Here is a 19,785-nt window from a genome sequence, read left to right on the forward strand (position 1 = left end):
GGCCTGACAGAACAGGCCGCTACCTTTCACGGCACCAACAGCACCCACATATATCCCCACCCGGTCCGGTCCCACCTCGGAACCACCGCCGCACCCACCGGTGCGCCACGCCCACCCGCCCCGCCCAGGGCCGGTCGGCACCGCGCCGCGCGGCGACCCCAGGCCACACCGCACCACCCCGTACCGCACCTCTCCCCTTCGACCGACCCACGTACCCGGTGGGCCGGTCATCTCCGCGCGCCCTCACGCGCCCACACCCCAGGAGGATCTGCCATGGCCAAGAACCCGACCCACAAGGCCACCCCGCCGGCCGCCACGCCCACAGCGACGGTCAGCACCATGATCGTCTGCGTTCCGGACGACCTGCCCCGGGAAGCCCTGACCACGCACCAACTCGACCGCAACTTCGGTGTGCAGGGCACCCTGTCGCCCCGGTTCTGGGCCACCGCCATGTACCCGTGGCAGCGCAGCCAGATGTTCGGCCTGCGCAAGGGCCGCCCCACCTACTGCGCGGGCGGACCGGTACGACTGCTCGACCTGCACGGCATGCGCCAAGCTGCCGGCATGGGAGCGGGCATTCGCCACCAGCTGTTCAGCCAGGTCGTGCACGGCACCCGGCCGGCCACCCCGTGGCACGTCTACGAGGCCCGCCACCTGGCGGACCCCACCAAGTACCCCTACGACACGGCAGCGGCGGACTTCACCAGCCAGCCCCGGGTCAACGCGATCCGGATGCACAACGCCGCCACCTACGGCACCGGGCAGATCGCCCTCGGCGAGCTGGAGATGTACCAGGCCGGCTCCATGGCCTACCAGCACCACAGCGCGCTGACCGCAGTCGCGGCCGACGCGCTGATCACCGCCGACGGCGCGAAGCTGGCCCCAACCAGCGACGCCATGGCCGACCGGGTCACCTACCTCGAACAGGCCCTCCGCCTGCTCACCACCATCGACCCCGATCAGCGGCTACTCGCCGTCGCGCTCTGACCCAGCCTCGACAGGAAGGACACCGCCGTGAGTCGCGTCATGTTCCTGCTCGACGAGGTCGAGCAACTCGCCGACGCCTGCATCCGCGCCCGCCGCCGGAACACAGGCGACCGCGATGCACCCCACCCGGCGCCACCGGCGCTGCGGGTGATGCACGACGAGTTCCACCAGATCTACCTGTCCGGCAACGGCACCTCCGTGGGTGAGCATCACCGCCTGCGGCCCGTCACCTCCAGCCTCACCGGCTGGCAGGAGACACCGGTGCTGGCCGGCGAGCTCACCGGCAGGCGCTACCGCCGGCTGCACCCGGGTCGTCTCGGCGACATGCCACTGCGCGGGCCGGAGAGCGACCTGTTGCACCTCATCCAGTCCGGCGTCGACGCCGGCTGGAGCACCTTCGTCGTCGGCTACATCGACGGCACCGTCATTCCCGGTGTCGGCCGCGGACGCTTCCGCGCCCCGCACTGACACCCCCCGGAACCGGCCGGGCCAGCAGCTGCCATCCCTGTACCCGAAGGATGCGCGCTGCTGCCCGGTCGGCCCCGCCACCCACCTCATGCCCCACGGGCGACCGCGACTGCCGCAGGTCCCCGACCAGCAGGCGATCCCCACGGGCGGTGTTCGCCGAGCACCTCGGCCGAGATCAGCCGACCCAGGTTCGCCGCCCCGGCCCAGACCCAGTCCTCGTACCCGAGACACGGCGCCGGGCCTGTGATCCGCCGGCCGCCCCTGGCAGGGGCACCCGTTGCGCTACCGGCCGGCGATGCGGCCGCCCTTCCCCTCTTCCACGACCACCACCGGCAGCGACACCCGCGAGCGCCGGTCACCCGCCGCCGGTCACCCCACCGAAGCCGACGGCGACCAGATCCTGGTCGCCGATATCACCCTGTCTGAAAGGACGAGCACCATGATTCAACTCCCGATCTGCCCTGTCTGCCGCGAGCTGGTGGTAGACCAGCCCGCCGAGCACTGGACCAGCGCCTACCGCAGCGGTGCCCGATGGTGGCACCTCGCGGACAACCGACCCATCTGCCCAGACGCCGACGGCAACCTCGCCCCGGCGGTCTTCGTCGAGGACCAACTGCCGGTCGACACCGCAACCAGCGCCTGGATCGACGCGATGACCGAGCTGTTCGCCCTCGACGGCCCCTCCACCCCCGCCCGACTCGGCAGCGCCATCACCGCCGCCGAACACCTCCACCGGTGGCTGCACACAGCCACCGGGCCCTTCAGCGCGCTGCTGTCCCTGCACACCGCCGCCGACGCCGCCTCCCTGCTCGGATACCTGCACCGCACCAGCCGGCTCCTCGCCCGGGTGCACGCACAGACCGGGTCCTACCTGCTCGACCAGGCTCGACAGACCCAGTTCACTGGCCTCGACGACGACAGCGACGTGCGGGATGAGATCATCGACGCCGCCGAAGACGTCCAGGTATGGCTGCGCGACGCCGCCGACTGGTCCGCCCAGTCGGCGCAGGCGACCGGTGTGGCCTGGTCCCGCATCCGCACACTCGCCACCCTGACCGGAGCAACGTCCGCACCGCGAACCGACGAGCAACCATCCGGCGGGAACAGTGCGAGCCCGGCCGTGGCGCAGGAGCCGCAGGAGGCGTCTCCCGAGCACCTGGGTGAGCTGGTCGGCTCGGCCTTCGGCGACGAAGCCGGTTTCAGCCCGGCGCTGACCCACACCGCCGCGCGGATGCTCGGCACCGCCGCCAGCTACCTGGCCGACTGCCTCGGCCCGGCCCGATCCGCCGCCATCCCCACCCCGCACGACCTCGCCGATCTCACCACCTCCCTGACCTACCTCACCCACACCCTCATGGGCGGGCTCCAGCACCTCGCCGGCAGCCCACGCGGCAGCGAGAGCGACGGCCTCGACGACGCTGACGCCACCGCGATCCGGGCATCACTCACCGACGCCGCCGTTGCCCTGCGCTCAGCCGCGAGCCACCTCGCCACCGCCTCCCACACCGCCGTCGGCCCCGAACAGCAAGACGAGGAGCAGCGGTGACCCGCGGCGGCACCCCCACCGGCGACACCGACACGAGCCCACGAGGCCTGACGGTGGTGGACCGGAGCTTCGGCGAACGCGGGGGAGGCTACGACCTCACCGAGATCCGCCGCACCAGCGGCGGCCACCGACTGCGGGTCCGGATCCACCGCGACCCCTACCCGCAGCAGAGCCACGCCCTCGTCGAGGTCCTCACCCCCGCCATGACCTGGACCGTGCTCGCGGACGAACCCCCCTCGGCCTGGCACCCCGCCACGCCGTACCGCAGCACCAGCCCGACACCGCTGGAGAACCTCGCCGAGCGGCTCTTCCAGCGGGCTGCCGCGATCCTTGACGCCGGGTAGGTCGTCAACCGGAAGCGCCAGGGTGAGGAGCGGTGGTCCGGCAGCGACCAGAGGTGTTGAGCGCGTGCCGGGTCCGCGGCTCTCGACGTCCCGCACCACGCCAACTCCGGCTGACGTCCAGTCGGACAGGCGATCACCCCGGACGTGGCCGTGCGGCCGTGCCCGTTCGGTGGGTGGCCGGGCCTCAGGTCCGGACGGCACCGGCGATTCGCCGAGCGGCCTGGGCGGGCGTGAGGTGCGTGGTGTCGACGACCTCGGCCTCGGCATGTAGCCACGTGCGGGCCGCCTCGGCATAAGGCTCGAGATAGCTGAGGCGGAACGGGGAGGGCACGGGATGTTCGCCCTCGATACATCCCCGCCGGCCAACAACTCATCACCACCCTGCACCGCGCCGGCTGCGCCGTGCTGTGGCTCCACCCCGCCGACCCACCCACCGACGGCGAACCGGTCAACCCCGACGAGGTCTGGGGCAACACCTTCACCCACGCCACCACGCTGACCGTCACCGACCCGGTCGAGGCCATCACCGCGATCGCCGACGCCGCCGTCACCGCCCTCACCCAGGCCTGAACACCGCCGGTGCGTGCCCGGCCGGGCGGTGGACCAGTCCGCATCCCGCGCCGCAGCGCTGCGACATCGGCGGCTGTCGCAGCGCCACGGGCCCCGCCCCGCGGCGTACCCGTCCACGGGGATCGCAAGGCCGACCACCCGACGACAAGGAATCAACGATGGACAACCCCACCCACCTACCAGAAGAACCAGATGCCGACCCGTCGGCCCGCCTCACCGTTGGCGACCCGGACCTCGGCAAAACCCGGCTGCTCGCCCGCGAGTGCGCCACCTGCATTTTCAGACCCGGCAACCCGATGCACCTCGAGTCGGGCCGCCTGAAACAGATGGTGACCGAGGCCTGCGGGAACGCCGGCTACATCATCTGCCATTCCACCCTGCCGTACGCCGGCAGCCCGATCCCACCCGCGGTCTGCCGCGGCTTCGCCGACCGCTACCGCACCTGGCAACTGCAGGTCATGCAACGGCTCTGGGGCTTCGTCGAAATCGAACCGCCCGACCGCGGCTCCACCCGTACCCCCGAATGATCAGGAGACAGCACATGCCGAGCATCGACGACGTCCTCCGACGCCAGGATCACCTCATCAATACCACCGGCTGGGCCGTCACGCACGTGCTGCCCACCGAGGACGACCCTGGCACCGCCCCGTTCACCTACACCGTCGGGCTCACCGCCCACGACCATCCGGAGCTGATCGCCGCCGGGCTGTCCCCCGAGATCGCCCACAGCCTGCTCAACGAACTCGCCCGCCGGGTCTACGACAGAGCCGAACGGTTCACCCACGGCCAGCGCATCCGCGACCTCATCGCCGGCTACGACGCCATCATCATCGACGGCCCACCCACCGACGACCTGCTACCGGGGATGGCGATCGCCCGCTACGGCCGCGCTCGCGTCCGCCTGCAGCAGATGGTGTGGCCCGACCAGCAAGGCCTGTTCCCCTGGGAAGCCGGGTACAGCCTCGACTCCGAGACACAGCCGCTGATCGCCAGCCTGTAGTCGGACAATCCTGCCGGCGTCGCCTGAGCCCGGACGCCCCGCAGGCTTCCCCGGACGGGCACCGCACGCCTCGCATCGCCCTCACCCCCCGATGGCCGGGGTGACCGCACCGGGGTCGGACGCAGGCACGGTTGCCACGATACGGGTGCGGAGCGGCCTCCGTAGATCATCAGGGGTGGGCTGAGCGGGCGGCCGCCCAGCCCACCCCTGAGCTTCGAGGAGGAAGCCGGTCCCTTTTTGCGTTGTATCGCCGATGGATGTCACTTCGGCAGGCGTCACTCGTGCTGGCCGGCACGCCGCACGGGGCGGGGGTGTTGTCGCGTCCGGTCTCTTGCGATTCCCGGTCGTCGGGGGTAGTCCGCTGGCAGGTGTCGATAGACCGAACGCAGCGATTTGCCGACCTTCTCGGCAAGCAGCTCGGGGTCCATGTTCGGTTCTCTGCGCAGCCAGTAGGCCACTGCCTCTGCGGTTCCCCGAGGAGCCTCGGATTCCCCCTCACCGCCGGCGACGTCTGTACCGGTCTCGTTGCGATCTTCCGGGGGCACGGCAGCCGGTTCGTCCGGCGGTGCGGACGATGGTGGCGGAACACCGTCGTGGCGTACATCAGGCGGGTGTTGCTCGTTGTGAGGGGCGGGCTCGGGATCCCTCTCCGGCTGCGGCTCCCATCCGTCGTCCGCCGGCATGTGCGCTGCGGGCGGGGCGGAGGCGGTTGGCGGATACGCGAGGGGCTGGGCTGCCCTCGTCATCTCGGTGTAGTCGTTTCGACGGTGCCAGCGACGGCGGCGGCCAGCAGCGTTGGCCGCGACGATGCGTTCTGGGGTGAGGTCCGTGGCGAGGAGTGTGGTCAGCCCGTGGTAGTCGGCGGTGGCGGTGAGGCGGGTGGCAATCTCGTCGAGGTCGTACACGCGCACGGCGATGTCGGCGGTGGTGGGGTCCAGGGCCGCGCGGATCTTGCGGTGCAGCAGCCGGGCGATCGCGGTGTTGCGGTGTTCGCGGCTGAGCGCGGTGCGGGCTTCCTTCAGGGATTCGTAGAGGTCGAGACCGTCTGTCTTGGCGATCGCCCGGGCTCGCAGGGTGAGGGCGGGATGCCGGATCCAGTGTCCGACGATCTCGTAGGCCGGTGGTGTGGGTGGGAGGTTCCCGGTGGCGCGGAGCCGGTCGCGGCGTTGGTTGCCGGCGTGGATGAGCCAGACGAGGTATCCGAGGGCGGACATGCCGGCGTAGAAGCCGCCGAGGAGGTGGTCGGGGTGGGCGGTCCAGTTGAACGTCACCGCCGCGGCGGCGATCGCCGCCGAGAGTAGGCGGGAGGCCAGTGCCCGCTCGCCGAGCCGGCGGCGTACGTCCGCGTCGGCCATCACCACCACGCCACCGAGTTCCAGGGTGGCGACGGCGGGGACGGCGACGGCCAGCGGAATGCCGAGGGCTTGGGCGGCGCCGGTCACCTGACCGATGAGGGCCACGGCCAGGACCAGGACGTAGAACGCCTGCCGGGTCCGGGTCGCGCGCCTAATGGCTTGGAGCACCTCGGCGTCGAGGTCGTCGCGGGTCACCGGGACGGCGTGGGATGGCCGGACGTCGGCCCGCCCCTGACCGGTGACGGGTGACGTTGTGTCGCCGGACGGGGGTGTGGCGCGGAGGTCGGGACAGCCACCGGTGGCGGGTGTCGCAGGTTTGGTCAGGGTGGTGGCGGACGAACCGGCTAGGCCCTGCGGGGTGGGAGGTGACGTCATCGCTGGGGTCCGTTGCCTCGGGTCCGCGGGTGGTCTGCGGGCCGGTGGGGTGGTGGGCCGGCGGTGAGTTGGTCGGCGAGGGCGAGGGTGTCCGTGCTCGGTTCGGCGTCGATCTCGGCCAGGCGGCGGGTGAGGCTCTGGCGTAGGGCGTGGACTTCGCCGAGGTGCCCCAGGGCGGCGTGGGTCCGCATCGCCTGCTGGTACAACGGTTCGGCGTAGGGGTCGTGTCTGATGGCGGCCTGAAGGACCGTGCGGGCCTCGTCCGGGTCTGGTGTCGTGGTGGCCAGGGCCAGGTGGGCGTCGAGTGCCTGTCGGCGGATGCCTTCGCGGTGGGCTTCGATCCACTCGTAGTCGAAGCCGTCGGCGAGGGGGCCGCCGTAGGCGTCTACGGCGCGGCGCAGCGCGTCGAGTCGGTCGGCGTCATCGGTGGCGAGGGCGGCGTCGCGCAGTGCGGCGCGCATGCGCCACAGGTCTGTGTCGATGTGCTGCCGGTTGAGGGCGTACCGGTGGGTGGGGTGTGTGAGGTAGGTGCCGTGGCCGCCGGTGCGGGTGAGGGTCTTGCGCAGCGCGGAGACGTAGGTGTGCAGCCGGTGCGGCGCTTTCGCCGCGGGCGCGTCGGGGAGCAGGTCGTCGAGGATCGCGTCCTGGGTCGCTTCGCCGTCGTGCACGGTGAGGTAGACCAGCAGTTCGAGGGCCTTCGCCCGCAGCGGCATGCCGGTGTCTCTGCCCACGATCTGAGCCCCGCCGAGGATCTGTACTCCCACCTGCCCGCCACGGAGCTCCGGTTGCCCGTCGGCGGCGGGCGATGGGGCCTGCGGGAGGTTGGCGTTCGTCGGGGCCACAGGTGTCGCGACGGGCACCGGTGGGGCTTCGTCGCCGGTGGGCGGGTCGGCGTCCGCTTCCGGCCGGCTCACTGGAGGAATGGTTCGTGGTTCCTGGGTATCGGCATACTGGCTCCGCGCCGTGAACTGGTGCGGGCCGGGGTGGGTGTCGGTGAGCGTCGTGAGTAGGTCGATGGTGTCCGCGGCGGTCAGGACTGTCAGCCGGTCAAACTTCGCCAGGTCTGCCTCCTGACTCCTGTCGCTGTCGGCGGCTGTGGTGGTTCCGTCAACGTCGACGGCGAGTGTGTCGCCGTGGGGCCAGGCACCGAGCAGGACGCCCTGGATGTCGAGGTGTTGTCCCTGGGTGAGCAGCGCGGCGGTGCTGGCGCGCTCGTGCGCCTCGGTGGTGTCGGCGATGAGCAACAGCGGGGGCAGTGCTTCGGCCGACGGGTGGGCTTCATGCAGGACGGTGATGGTGTCGACCTGGTAGTCGAGGCATATCCGGGTGCGGTGCAGGATCTGCTCCTCCACCACGGTCAGCGCGTCAGAGAGATTGCTGGTGACGGTCAGGTGAGGCAGGTCCCCGACGAGGTGGGTGTGGTCCTCCAGCAGGATGGCCAGGGTCGCGGCCGGGATGACCACGTGGCCTGGCCGATCTGGCGTGCCGGTGGCGAGCGCGGACACCAGGTAACCGCGTGCCGCCGCGTACGCAGCCGGGCCGGTCAGACCACGTCCCGCCGCCGGCCACACCCCGGACGCCACCTGACCGGTAGGAGCGGGGACGGCCGCGACCACACCCGGGGATCCGTGTCGATCGCTGCGAGACGCACTGGTCGAGACAGGGCCGGTGTCGACGAAGGGTAGGTCGGCGGAGGCCGCCGCAGAAACGGTTGTTGGTGTGGTCGGGCGGGAGGGGCGGTCGAGGGTTCCGCTGCTGGGGGCAGGGGTGGACGTGGGTGTGAGGCGGGGCAGGGCGCGGCGGATGTGGGCCAAGAGGGGCGGCAGCGGTGGCCGCTGCGGATCGTGCCCAAGGGCTCCGGGTGACGGGTCGCGCGGCGGGGTGTGGCGGTGTCCTCGGTGGGCGTAGGCGAGAGTGCCGGCGGCCAGCAGGATGGCGGCCAACGCCGCGTCGATCCATCCCCGGTCGCCGAGGGACACCCCGGGCCGGTCACAGTCGGCGGACACTTCGTCGGAGCCGGTGGCGATCGGTGTTGCCTGGGTGGTGGTCGGCGCGGTCGAAGGGCTGTTCGTGTCCGGTTGGTTCGGTGCCTTGTCCGGCGTGGTGTCAGGTGCGGGTCGCGGGGGCCTGGAGGACGGGCGTGGGGCGGGAGCGTTCGCTGGGGTGGGCAGACGCAGTTTCCAGCCGGGTTGGATGAGGTCGGGGTCGGTCAGGCTGCCGGTGGTGAACCGTGCGCCACGGTTGAGGGAGTAGATGTCCCGCCACCGGTCGGCGTCATCGAGACGGCGTGCGGCGATCGCGGACAGGGTGTCGCCCCGGCGCACCGTGACGGTTCGCCGGGACGAGGCGTCACCGTCCTGCGGCTTCGCTGAGGCATGAGCGGTCCGGGCGTCGCGGTCGCTGCTGGCAGGTGGTGGGGTGCTGTCCGGGAAGTCTGTGGCCGTGGCGGCGAGGACGGCGGGAGCCGTGCCGCTGACACCGGCGGTCACCGCGGTGGCTCCGAGCAGGGCCGCGGTCAGCCCTTGCAGTGGCCCGGGAAGACGCAAGGGGGCGACTCGGCGCAGGCGGCGGCCTACACGGTCAGACAGGTGGGTGAGGATGGTGGTGGCGAGCAGCGCCCAGATCGCCCATCCGACGGCGATCGCGAGGATGGCGAGGAAGTTCGGTGTCAGCGGCTGGGCGATCCACGCCCGCGCCTCGTCGCCGGTTGGCCATCGCATCTGGGAGCGGCCGAGGCCGTACAGCAGGAGCGCGGGGGCACTGATGACGGCTCCGCCGGTCAGTGCCCTGCCGACGCGCGCGGTGGTCCGGAGGCCCATGATGTCCCTTCCTGCCGCCCGATGAGGTGTGCGGGGAACGCTAAGCGCGGACAGGCCGGTGGGACGGTTTCAGCGGTTCACAGAAGGTCACAGCACCTCACACGACCTTACAAACGCAGGTCAGTGGGCTGTGGGGCTCTGCCCGAACTGGGCCGTCGACCGCCGCCTCCGCGCTCTGCTCACCGGCCCGGCCGGAGTCACTCGACCGGAGCTGGAGCCGCTGCTCGACGTGTTGAAGAACGGCGACGCGACGAGTGCCATGCACTGGCTGCGCAACCCCTCACCCCAGGGCGCCCTGCTCGACCTCGCCGCCGGCCATGGAGCGGTCACCCACGAGATCCTCGACCGGATGCAGCCCTACGGCACCGTCCAGCTGATCCGCGCCGCCCTCGTCACCGCCGGCGCCTTGCCGCCCCGCGACGAACAACTCGCCCGGCTGGAGGACCAGGTCCTGCGGATCGCCGCCCGGGTCAGCGACCCAGGGGACCGGCGGACCGTCCGCAGCTTCGCGACCTGGCACCACCTTCGCCGGCTACGGTGCCGGAAGCAGCCGGCCTCCTACGAGCAGATCAACAGCGCCCGGACCGAGATCAGGGCCGCCGCCGAACTGGTCAACTGGCTCCGGCAGCACGGCACCACCCTCGCCGACTGCCGTCAGCACGACATCGACGAATGGCTGACCGGCACGGCCTGGCTGCGCGTCTTGGCCCAGACCTTCCTGGCCTGGGCCGTCCGCAACCGGCACGCACAGAAGGTCTCTGTAGCGGGACAGGCCCAGCCGCTCACCGGGTCGTCCTTGACGCCGACCGTGTCGACGGCCTTGATCATGTGACGCTGCGGTACGGGATGACCACTTCGGGGTTGCCTCGGTAAGCGCCGTCGGCCATGATGAGCCTCCCGGTGAGTTTCTGGTTGATGCCGGAGGTGCTGTAGACAATGGTGTCGTTGCGGTTGCCGGGCTGTGGATCGCCGAGGGCCACGACGAGGCGGGTGTGGGCGTCAATGGCGACCTGCAGGTTCGTGCTGTAGCGGTAGTCCTTGCTCGGCGCGGCCAGGCGGTGATCCCTGGTCGGGACGAGAGTGCCGTCGACGATGGTGATCTGCTCGACCCGACGCCGTCGTCCCGGGGTGAGGGCGAGTAGGGGCCGAGGGTGTCGATGACCCCGTGGGCGGCGGAGTGCGACACTCCGAACAGTGGTCCGATCTGCCGCATCGTCAGGTTCGTGCGCCAGTACGCGGCGACTAGCAAAACCCGGTCGGCGAGGTCGACCGTCAACGATCGCGTCACCACCACGCTCGGCGACCAACCTGACCAGCCTAAGGAACTAGACGGGCTGCAGCCCGGTGAACGGGAAGATCCACTCCTGGTAGGCCGCCGAGATCACCTGCACCCCGACATGATCCACCATGGACCGCCCACCGAGTTACGAGACGTCTTTTAGGTAGACCTGCATCTGTCAGTCGCCAAAGCCGGGCGAGTTGACTGGTTGGCGGGGCAGCCCTGCCGTCAGCGGTATGGCGGAGGCCCTTGGAAAAGTTCCCCGGGATCGGTAAGGAATTCGTCGTGGGGCGACAAGTACGGATGTGACAGCACCAACTCGCGATTCGGAGCGGGCCGCCGCCGACCGGCAGCGGTTGACCGATATGTTCCGGCGGCATGGGGATGCGGTCCTGGCCTACGCCAGTTACCGGCTGGGCGTCCATGACGCCCAGGACCTCGTGGCCGAGGTGTTCGTGGTGGCATGGCGGAGGCTGGGAACGGTCAGGGACGGCCAGGAACGGCCCTGGCTGTTTGGGGTGGCCCGGCGGCTGGTCCTGCAACACCAGCGCCTGCGCGGAGGCGACGTGGCCCTGCAGGCACGGCTGCATGCCCAGCCCACTCCAGGTGAGGGCGACCGTCTGGGGCCGGAGGCCGCGCAGCGAACCGATGTGCTCCGGGCCTTAGCGGTCCTGGCCGAGGGCGACCGGGAGGTGCTGCTGCTGCGGTACTGGTACGACTTCAGCGGCGGCGAGGCGGCCCGAGTGCTGGGTTGCTCCACAGCAACCCTGGCCGTACGGCTACACCGGGCCCGCCGGCGATTCCAGGCCGCCTACGAGCGGGAACCAGCGGACACACCGGCGCCGTCCACGACCAGTCTGACGGCCTACACGAGGGGGCTCCAGTGAAGCGGTACGACACCGAACAGTCGATCCGGGAGGCGCGTCCCGACCATCCGTCTGGTTTCACCACAAGTGTGCAAGGAGAAGCGATGCTCGCAGCAGTCCTCGACACCACGCGGCAGCCCGCACAACGCTCCCGCCGACGGGCGTTGGGGATCGCCGGCGCAGTGGCGGCAGGCGTGCTGTTCACTGGTGGTGCAACCGCCGCGATCGGCGGTTACGACGCGCCCACCGCTCCCCGGGAGGCCCTCCCTGCGAATGGGGAGGCCTTCATGTGCGCCACGGCTGGGCTGCAGCGCATGGGTGATACTGCTGCCTCCGCCGACGCGTCCCCCCTGGATGCCTGCCGTAGAGCGTGGAGCGAACTCTTCGACGACGAGGCCCCCCGCCACCTGTACCCCTGCGTGAAGGCGATGGACGATAGCCCCTCCCCTGAGGCCAGCGCATCTCCGTCGACACATAGGTGGAATGGAATGCTATACGTCCTCGACGGAGACCAGTTCGCCAACGCACCCCAAACCTGCGGAGCGGTCGGGATGATGGTGGCCCCGATCGCCGAATGACAGCCCGCAGCCCGGGAGAAGGCTCGCCTTCTCCCGGGCTGCGGGCTGTCATTCGGGCTGCGTGGTCCTCCGGGCTACGGGCCCGTGCCATGGTCGAGCGGGCCGGGTGCGCCCGCGCTACCGGCACTGGCTGCGTGGTCCTTCAGGCTACGGCCAGTTCGGCTTCCACGGCGACGGCACCGCGCCGCACACGTGGACACCGTCGATTATGTCGTTCGGGCTACCGGAGCCGCCGTCCTCCCGTGTGTCCAGCGCGAGATTCGAGCGGTAGTTGCCGGATGCCACGGTGACTACCTTACTCCAGGAATTCGACCCGTTGTGGTTATAGAAGTATGAGGTGGTGCCGGACGACTGCTGGTTGGTGATGGAGGAGATGCGATCGTTCCAGTAACCACCGCCCGGGTAGGCGACGTTCCCGAGGTTCCATTCCCGGCCGCACGTGGTGAAGACAAGTTCCTCACCCCCGTACTGGCGGTTGGTGTAGACGCACACGTAGTAGATGTTGCAGCTCGCCAGCGCGGTGATTGGAGAGTCGGCCTGCCTCGCGCCGTCCTTTACCGGACTACGGAAGTTCATGAGGAGCCCGGGTGCGATCTCGATGGTCGTCGCGCTGATCTGGCGGGCGCCGGAAGTCCTGCGGAGGACGTCTTCGATGCCCTTCTGCAACTGCTCCTTCGTCGGAGCTACGGTCGCGTTCTTCCAGTCGTATGTGTTGGCCGTTGGCGAAGAGGATGAAGGCGACGGGGATACCCCTCCCTCGGTTGACGCCGCCGCAGAGTGAGGTACAGACATCAGGACAGCAGAGACCGAGGCGAGGGTGGCCAGCATGACCCGGCTGAGGGACGACTTACCGAGAAGCAACAGATTCTCCTTGCTAGAAGAAAGACACCGGACGCTAAGGACGATCCAGCCAGATCAGGGCTGCTGAATCGCCGACCCAGACTTTCATCCGTTTTTGTGACATACGAATAAAGCCAGTGAGCCCCCATTCCATACTCCTATTTACACCCCTACAATGTCAGTTCTCCAGCTGAAGAATGTCCTGAATTTCTATCACGAGAACGACCACCGCCGCCGCCCCAACAGCACCCCTAGGCAACAGACTGACCCCATAGGGTGATGGAACATACGTACTTAACACCCATTTCGGGAATTAGTTTCCAGCTAAAACTACGCTACGTGGCCAAATTGAAACATATCTTTAATATCGATGCGCGTCGCATAGTCACGTGTTATTGAATGCTCCATTGAACTATGCCGTCCCGGTCTGGCTGATGTTCCCCAGGCTTGGTGGCTTCGCTATGCGGTCTGGGCCTCCAGGGCGCGGGTTTCTGATCGCTCGCAGTCGATGGGTGATCGCCAGTCACAGTCGGAGTGCCGGTGTCGGCGGTTGCGCCGATACCTATCCGAGGGTGAGCGAAATCGGCAGCGACGTCACAGACGTCGCCTATATCGCGAAGCGAGAGCGACCGATCCACCTCGGCTGATCCACCGGCCGCCGAAACCGGTCACGCCCTGCAGCACACCGTGTGCGGCCTATCGTTGTTAGGACCCCTCGGATGTGTTGAAGTCTGCCGATGCGTTCAGCGACGGGTCGGCAGCGAGGTCCACCAGTTCGACCAAGACCCGCGGCAGCAGCGCTGCTGCCGTGCCGGGCTCCGGTCGGCCAGCCGCCGGGCTCGTGCCAGCCGTGCCTGCAGTTGCGCCCACCCCTCGGGCTCTGGTCGGCCGGGGGGTGCGGGTCCGCTGGGTCGATCGCTGGTGGGTCGGCCGCCGACCGGGCGATGATCAAGCCGGACAGCTCGTCCAGTGTGTGTTTCCCGGTAGGGCCGGCCGGTAGTGGGAGGGGTCGGCGGTGGCCAGCACCTCGCTGATCTGCTGGTAGGTCTCGATGTCGCTGGGGCGAACCTCGAACGGCACCTGCCTCTGCGGAGGTAGGTGGCGGGTGAGCGTCTCGTGGAGCTGTCGTTGTCGATCTCGCTCGGGGCTCGGTGGTCGGACCCGCAGGGTGGTGTGATGCCAGTCGTCCAGGCACAGCACTCGAGGCAGGTCCGGCGGGACGAGTTGACGTATCTCCGCGTTCGCGGCCAGCAGAAGGTCACGGTGCTGGGGAGCGAGGAGCCTGAAGAGGTCCTCTGGGCGGATCGTCGCAGCAGCGGCCACCGGTACGGCCTGCCCCCTGATGACCAGCGGCACCTGCCGGTACCGCACTGCCCCCGGATCGCCCTCGAACAGGTCCGCGAAGTTGTCGATGCGGTTGGCGAACCGCGTATGCCAGGCCTTGTCCGTGCCGGTGAGGCAGTTGCCGAGAGCGTGCAGGACGTCGACGACGTTGCCGGCCCGCGGGTTGTAGCCGACGATGTCCACGACCAATGCCCAGCGCTCGGCGTCACTGAACGCATGGAGCCGAGCCGCTATCAGATAGCTGTAGGGGTGTTCCGGCTCGGGAAACCGACGCTGCTCGGCAGCTCGATCGAACACATCGACGACAGCCTCCACCTGCACCATGCTCCGGATCGTAGGCAATCGCTATCGTGCTCGATTCCACAGCGGTGACCCGGCCGTCGCGTCCAGGACCGTTCGCTCGAGCGTCGCTGCAGTTTGCCGATCCTGCGTCACAGCCCATCTGACGTGCAGGTCGGCCCAGTGCAAGGCGTCCTTGGCCCAAGCCGCCGCACGCTTGGGTAGGCCGCCGACAAGTTGCTCAAGGTGCTCCTGCACGAATGTGACATCGGCAAGGGCCCGATCCAGGACGGCTTCCCCCAGCCCACTGACCGCTGCCTTCCCCCGGCGGTACACCGCGAGCCGTCCTCGAAGTCCTTGGCCGCGACGCTCGCCGGCCATACCCACGTAGACGAGACCACCTGCCGCCCCCTGCCGAGCGAGGTACACACCTGGCAGACGCGGCGCCGAGACAGCAGCATCATGGAAAGGCAGCCACGGCGACCACTCGGCAAGATCTGCGACTACATCGTCGGCAATCATTGGAGCAGCATGCCGCAGGGCAGACGGGGTGAATCTTTGGAGGTACCGCACTCTCACGCCGCGATCCGCGCGAGCGCGACCACCCCAGCAGTGACGGGTTGTAGCCGGCAGGGCGGTCCGTCGGGCACGGGAGGTGCTCGACAACCCTCGTCGTTCCCATTGGCACGTTGACTTCCCGTACCTGCTTGTGCAGCTGGAGCCGTACGCCGACAACCTTCTCAGGAGACCACACCGCACACGGCAGGGACCAACGAACGGCAGCCATCCGCGACCGGGCGTCTCCTTCACGTGAGAGGCAGCCACCGGAAGGACTATCTCCTGGCCACGGCGACCCATTACGTCAGGCTGGGGATATTCATGGGTGACGTGAGGATCTTATTCATGTTTGACTGACGTGCATGTCAGGGCAGGTGCGGCTGGCGATCGACTACGGGGCTACCAGCACCGTGGCGGTGCTGGCGTGGCCCGACGGTCGATGGGTTCCGGTGGCCGTCGACGGCAACCCGGTGATGCCCAGCGCCGCGTGGGTGGCCGAGGACGCGGGTGTGTGGACCGGGCAGCAGGCGTGGCAGGCCGCCGCGCGTCAGCCGCACCGGTTCGTCGCTGCGCCCCAGCGGTCCGCCGAGCAGACCCTCACCGTCGACGGGCAGCAGATCGAGGCGACGACGCTGGTGGCGGCGACCCTGCGCAGGGTCGCCGAACAGGCTGGGCAGGTGGCCGGCGGGCCGGTGGAGGATGTGCGGCTGGTGGTGCCGGCCGGGTGGGGGCCGCGACGGCGCACCTGGATGCGGCACGCGGCGCATCGCGCCGGGCTGGGGCAGCCCCAGCTGGTGGAGGCCCCGGTCGCGGTGGCGGATCACCTGGTCACTTCCGGCGCGCAGATGCCGGTGGGCGCGTACCTGGCGGTGGTGGACATCGGCGGTGGGGCGGAGGTGACGGTCCTGCGTCGTGGACCCTCCGGGTTCGAGGTCCTCGCGACCCTCGCCGACCCCGACGCCGGCGGGGACGCCATCGACCGTGCCCTCGCCACCGCCCTGGCCGGGCAGGCAGAGGGCGGGTGGGGATGGGTGTCGAGCGTGCGGGCCGCGAAGGAAGCCCTCGCCCAGCACACGGCGATCACCGTGCCGCAGCCCGACGGCACGGCGGTCGTGGCCACGACCATGGCCCTGGAGCAGGCGGCACGGCCGGTCGTGGACCGGGTAGGGCAGCTGACCTGCGAGGCGGTCGCCGCCGCGGAACTCACCCCGGCGGACCTGACCGGCGTCTACCTGGTTGGTGGCACGGCCCGGCTGCCGCAGGCGGCCACGATGATCGCCGAACGGACCGGCCTCATCCCGCAGGTCGCCCTGGATCCGACGCTGGCCGCGGCCCACGGTGCCGTCGGCGCGAGTCCCGCCGCCGCTGGTAGTGGTGATGTCGGTGGGCAGGAGCCGGTGCCGCAGGTCCGGCGGGTGCTGGGCATCGCGGTGCCCGGCTTCGCGTCGCTGATTCTGATCACGCAGATGCTGCTCACCGTCACCCGAGGCGGGGTGTACCCCCTCGAGTGGGCGGAACCCGCATGGGGACTGTTGGCGATGGCCGCCGTGTTCGCGGTCATCGCGTGTCTGTCCGCCGGCACGATCCTCGGATCCCTGGCCGCCGCCCACCACCCCGGGCCCGCGACCCAGTCGCCCGCGGGCACCGTCAGCATTGGCATCCTGTCCGCCGTCTCCCTGGGCGCGGCCACCGCGAGTCTCTACGCCGTGGTGGCCGCCCAGTACCTGAAGATGCCGGTCGGCCCGTTCCTGCGTTGGGCCCTGTACCCCGTCGCCCCGATCGTCGTGCTCGCCCTCATCGCCGCTGTCGTCGCCGCCCGCCAGCGGCGCACTCCACCCGGTGGATGGTCGGCGCTGTTGGCGTTCCCCACCAGCTCCGTCCTCGCCGCCGCCATCGGGATAGGCCTGGTCCAGTACTCGAACACCGCAGCACGGTGGCCCGACATGGTGGTCTGGATCGACCTCGCCGGCCGGGTCGGCGGACTGCTGCTCGGTGTCGGCACGGTCCTGGCCCTGGTCCGCCCGTGGGCGCTCCGGCTCGTCCTGGGCGCGCCGCTGGCGGTCATCACCGCCGCGATCACCGCACCCCGCATCACCGGCACCCTCGCCGGCATTTACGCCACCGCCGTGGCCGGATGGTGGGTGTACCGGCTGTGGACCCGCCTCGTCCGCGCCCCGGCAACCCCATGAGCGGCCACCACCCCACCACGCGCGGGCCCCACCGGTGCCGGCGCGTGGGCCGGCACGACCACGGTGGACGGACGCGGTGAGGTGGCCCCGCCAGATCGCCTCCGCGGCTGCGGTCACCACCGTCCTGGCCGGCCCACCGATCGTGCTCACCTACACCGCCGGCTGGCCCCTGCCCACCCACCCCACCCAGGAACACCTCCGCCAGTGGCTCAGCGACCCCCTCACCGAGGACACCCTCATCGCCGGCCTGGTACTCCTCGCCTGGATGCTGTGGCTCCTCATCGCCGCCCTCACCCTCCGTACCACCGTCACCCGCACGGCGGCGACAATTCGACGGCTGCGGCGCCTGCCGCTGCCCACCCCGATGCAGGCCACCGCGACCGGCATGGCCGGCGCCGCCGCCCTGTGGGCACCCACCACCACCGCCACCACGACCGATGCACCACCGGCCCCCACACCCACCAGCACCGGCGAACACCCCCACCCCCAGCAGGCCGCCGACGCAGGGGTGGACGTGCCCGGGGGATGGATTCCCGCCGACACCGCACACCAGATCGCCGCCGCCGGCACCCTGGTCTGGCTCCGCCGCCGACGCCTCTACCGACCCCCACCCCCCGGACAACCCCGCGACGACAGCGACCTGACCGCCCTGCCACCCACCGTCACCGCAGTCCAAGCCACCCTCGCCGACACCCCACCCACTCCCGCCGCCCCGCTGACGATCCCTACCGGGGGCATCGGCCTGACCGGCCCTGCGGCCGCCGATGCCGCCCGCGGGATCCTTCTCACCACCCTGCTCCAAGCCCTCCGTGACACCACGAACGCCACCACGGTCGTGACCAGCAACGCCGATTTGCACACCCTCCTCGGACCCTACGCCCTGCCCCTGCACGACCTGCCGGGCCTGACCGTCACCGACACCCCCGCCGACGCCATCACCACCATCACCCACCCCCACCACCCGGACGCGGCGCCCCTGATGCTGCTCACCCACGCCCCCACCGATCCCGACACCGCCGTCCGCCTCGCCACCGCCCTGACCCACACCCGGGGCGTGCTCATCGGCACCTGGACGCATGGCCCCACCTGGCACATCACGCCCGACGGACACGCCGAGCGCGGCACCGGCGACGACCGGACCCGACTGTGTGTCCTCACCGCCACCGCCGCCCGCGACCTCCTCGCCGTCCTCGCCCCCACCCCGCCCACACCACCGGCGGTAGCCGTACCCCGGCAACGACCACCCGCGCCCACCCCACCACCCGAACCGTCCTCACCGAAGCTGTTCACCCTGCGCGTCCTCGGCAACCCCACCCTGCGGGCGACCGGCAGACCCGTCACGATCCGCCGCACCGCAGCCCTGCAGGTCCTCGTCGCCCTCGCCGTTTATCCCGACGGCGCCACCACCCACGAACTCGCCACCACGATCTGGCCCGGCCTCCCCCGACACACCGTCGCCCGACGCCTCTACACCACCCTCAGCGACCTCCGTAAGGACATCACCGCCACCGGGCACCCTCACCCCATCGTGCACACCGATGACCGATACCACCTCGACCACCAACACATCGACGTCGACCTCTGGCACTTGAATGCCGCCATCGACCACGCCACCACCGCCGTCGCTAACCACGCCCACGCCCGCCAAGCGGTCATCGACCGCTACACCGGCGACATCGCGGCCAACCACACCTGGCCGTGGCTCGACCCCATCCGCGAGAACACCCGCCGCCACGTCATCGACGCCCACACCACCCTCGCCACCAGCGCATCCGACCCCCACACCCGCCTCCACCACCTCCAGAACGCCCTCCGCCTCGACCCCTACAACGAGCACCTCCACCACCAAGCCTCCGACACCTTGACCACACTCGGCAGACCCCACGACGCCGATGCGCTTCTCACCCGCTACCAACGACGACTCATCGATGCTGGCATCACCTCACCACGTCCCTTCACACGATGAGAGCCGCCTTCGCGCGGCCCTTGGCGATGATCAGCGCATTCCGCGTCCAGGGGCGGCACGGCGTTCTGACGGCGGATCGGACGGTCAGCTGCCGCCGGGCCGGTGCCAGTCACTACAGCAAGTCAACTACCGGACAGCAGCCCATCCGATCGGCTAGTGCCCGCCATCAGGCACCGCGACCACACTCCACCGGGTGACTTACCAACCGCCCGACGACAACACCTCGTGGCAGGGACCGCCACCAGCCACGCCGCAATCCGCCTACGGACCGCCACCGGCAGCACCGCCCCGCCGGAGACTCGGCACCGGGGCCATCATCGGCATCGCCGCCGGGGTAGTCGTTCTCGCCTGCTGTGGCATCACGGGGATAGCCGCCATCATGGGTGGTAGCACTCAGCCGGAGGCGAAGACCTCCCCGACAG

The 19,785-nt window shown here is 70.1% G+C and carries 16 protein-coding genes and 1 pseudogene; 12 read left to right on the forward strand and 5 right to left on the reverse strand.

Annotated features, from left to right (window positions below; genetic code table 11):
* The first annotated feature begins 273 nt into the window (after nt 1-273).
* The 7 genes from AB0K25_RS00795 (at nt 274) to AB0K25_RS00825 (ending at nt 4,915) form a co-directional block, all read left to right on the forward strand.
* The gene (locus tag AB0K25_RS00795; protein ID WP_363817542.1) at nt 274-987 is read left to right on the forward strand and encodes a hypothetical protein; all 714 of its coding nucleotides are present in this window, start codon (nt 274-276) and stop codon (nt 985-987) included.
* 27 nt (nt 988-1,014) lie between these two features.
* Nucleotides 1,015-1,455, forward strand: coding sequence for a hypothetical protein (locus tag AB0K25_RS00800; protein WP_363817545.1), 441 nt, complete (start codon nt 1,015-1,017; stop codon nt 1,453-1,455).
* Nucleotides 1,456-1,894: 439 nt separating this feature from the next.
* Nucleotides 1,895-3,001: a hypothetical protein gene (locus AB0K25_RS00805; RefSeq protein WP_363817548.1), complete on the forward strand. Its 1,107-nt coding sequence runs from the start codon at nt 1,895-1,897 to the stop codon at nt 2,999-3,001.
* Nucleotides 2,998-3,345, forward strand: coding sequence for a hypothetical protein (locus AB0K25_RS00810; protein ID WP_363817551.1), 348 nt, complete (start codon nt 2,998-3,000; stop codon nt 3,343-3,345). Before AB0K25_RS00805 ends, AB0K25_RS00810 begins: the two co-directional genes overlap by 4 nt.
* A 402-nt stretch (nt 3,346-3,747) precedes the next feature.
* On the forward strand, nt 3,748-3,915 hold the full coding sequence (locus AB0K25_RS00815; RefSeq protein ID WP_363817553.1) for a hypothetical protein: 168 nt from the start codon (nt 3,748-3,750) through the stop codon (nt 3,913-3,915).
* Nucleotides 3,916-4,073: 158 nt separating this feature from the next.
* Nucleotides 4,074-4,442 carry a hypothetical protein gene (locus tag AB0K25_RS00820; RefSeq protein WP_363817556.1) on the forward strand — a complete coding sequence of 123 codons (369 nt, stop codon included), beginning with the start codon at nt 4,074-4,076 and terminating at the stop codon, nt 4,440-4,442.
* Nucleotides 4,443-4,456: 14 nt separating this feature from the next.
* Complete coding sequence (locus AB0K25_RS00825) at nt 4,457-4,915, forward strand: DUF4262 domain-containing protein (RefSeq protein WP_363817559.1); 459 nt, start codon at nt 4,457-4,459, stop codon at nt 4,913-4,915.
* A gap of 275 nt (nt 4,916-5,190) precedes the next feature.
* On the opposite strand, the gene AB0K25_RS00830 is transcribed toward AB0K25_RS00825, so the two are convergent.
* Together AB0K25_RS00830 and AB0K25_RS00835 are read right to left on the reverse strand one after the other, a co-directional pair.
* Nucleotides 5,191-6,465 (reverse strand): hypothetical protein, encoded by a 1,275-nt coding sequence (locus AB0K25_RS00830; protein WP_363817562.1) that lies wholly within the window; start codon nt 6,463-6,465, stop codon nt 5,191-5,193.
* A 176-nt stretch (nt 6,466-6,641) separates the two neighbouring features.
* Nucleotides 6,642-9,464: a BTAD domain-containing putative transcriptional regulator gene (locus AB0K25_RS00835; protein WP_363817565.1), complete on the reverse strand. Its 2,823-nt coding sequence runs from the start codon at nt 9,462-9,464 to the stop codon at nt 6,642-6,644.
* Between the two features lie 130 nt (nt 9,465-9,594).
* Between AB0K25_RS00835 and AB0K25_RS00840 the strand changes: the two genes are divergently transcribed.
* A complete protein-coding gene (locus AB0K25_RS00840; protein ID WP_363817567.1) occupies nt 9,595-10,296 on the forward strand; it encodes a hypothetical protein in 702 nt (233 codons plus the stop codon).
* Nucleotides 10,297-10,300: 4 nt separating this feature from the next.
* Here AB0K25_RS00840 and AB0K25_RS00845 read toward each other — a convergent pair.
* Nucleotides 10,301-10,855: pseudogene (locus tag AB0K25_RS00845) on the reverse strand (transposase family protein); the annotation flags it as partial.
* Nucleotides 10,856-11,108: 253 nt separating this feature from the next.
* Between AB0K25_RS00845 and AB0K25_RS00850 the strand changes: the two are divergent.
* Nucleotides 11,109-11,630 carry an RNA polymerase sigma factor gene (locus AB0K25_RS00850; RefSeq protein ID WP_363818238.1) on the forward strand — a complete coding sequence of 174 codons (522 nt, stop codon included), beginning with the start codon at nt 11,109-11,111 and terminating at the stop codon, nt 11,628-11,630.
* Nucleotides 11,627-12,187: a hypothetical protein gene (locus AB0K25_RS00855; RefSeq protein ID WP_363817570.1), complete on the forward strand. Its 561-nt coding sequence runs from the start codon at nt 11,627-11,629 to the stop codon at nt 12,185-12,187. The genes AB0K25_RS00850 and AB0K25_RS00855 overlap by 4 nt, the downstream gene beginning before the upstream one ends.
* A gap of 147 nt (nt 12,188-12,334) precedes the next feature.
* Here the strand turns inward: AB0K25_RS00855 and AB0K25_RS00860 are convergent, their stop codons facing one another.
* The gene (locus AB0K25_RS00860; RefSeq protein ID WP_363817573.1) at nt 12,335-12,853 is read right to left on the reverse strand and encodes a hypothetical protein; all 519 of its coding nucleotides are present in this window, start codon (nt 12,851-12,853) and stop codon (nt 12,335-12,337) included.
* A 1,122-nt stretch (nt 12,854-13,975) separates the two neighbouring features.
* A complete protein-coding gene (locus AB0K25_RS00865; RefSeq protein WP_363817576.1) occupies nt 13,976-14,695 on the reverse strand; it encodes a hypothetical protein in 720 nt (239 codons plus the stop codon).
* Nucleotides 14,696-15,570: 875 nt separating this feature from the next.
* Here AB0K25_RS00865 and AB0K25_RS00870 point away from each other — a divergent pair.
* Both AB0K25_RS00870 and AB0K25_RS00875 read left to right on the forward strand, forming a co-directional pair.
* Nucleotides 15,571-17,397, forward strand: a complete 1,827-nt coding sequence (locus tag AB0K25_RS00870) for an Hsp70 family protein (protein WP_363817579.1) — start codon at nt 15,571-15,573, stop codon at nt 17,395-17,397.
* Between the two features lie 76 nt (nt 17,398-17,473).
* On the forward strand, nt 17,474-19,363 hold the full coding sequence (locus tag AB0K25_RS00875; protein ID WP_363817582.1) for a BTAD domain-containing putative transcriptional regulator: 1,890 nt from the start codon (nt 17,474-17,476) through the stop codon (nt 19,361-19,363).
* Nucleotides 19,364-19,785 lie beyond the last annotated feature (422 nt).

The organism is Micromonospora sp. NPDC049257 (assembly GCF_040678915.1).
GTDB classification, from domain to species: domain Bacteria; phylum Actinomycetota; class Actinomycetes; order Mycobacteriales; family Micromonosporaceae; genus Micromonospora; species Micromonospora antibiotica.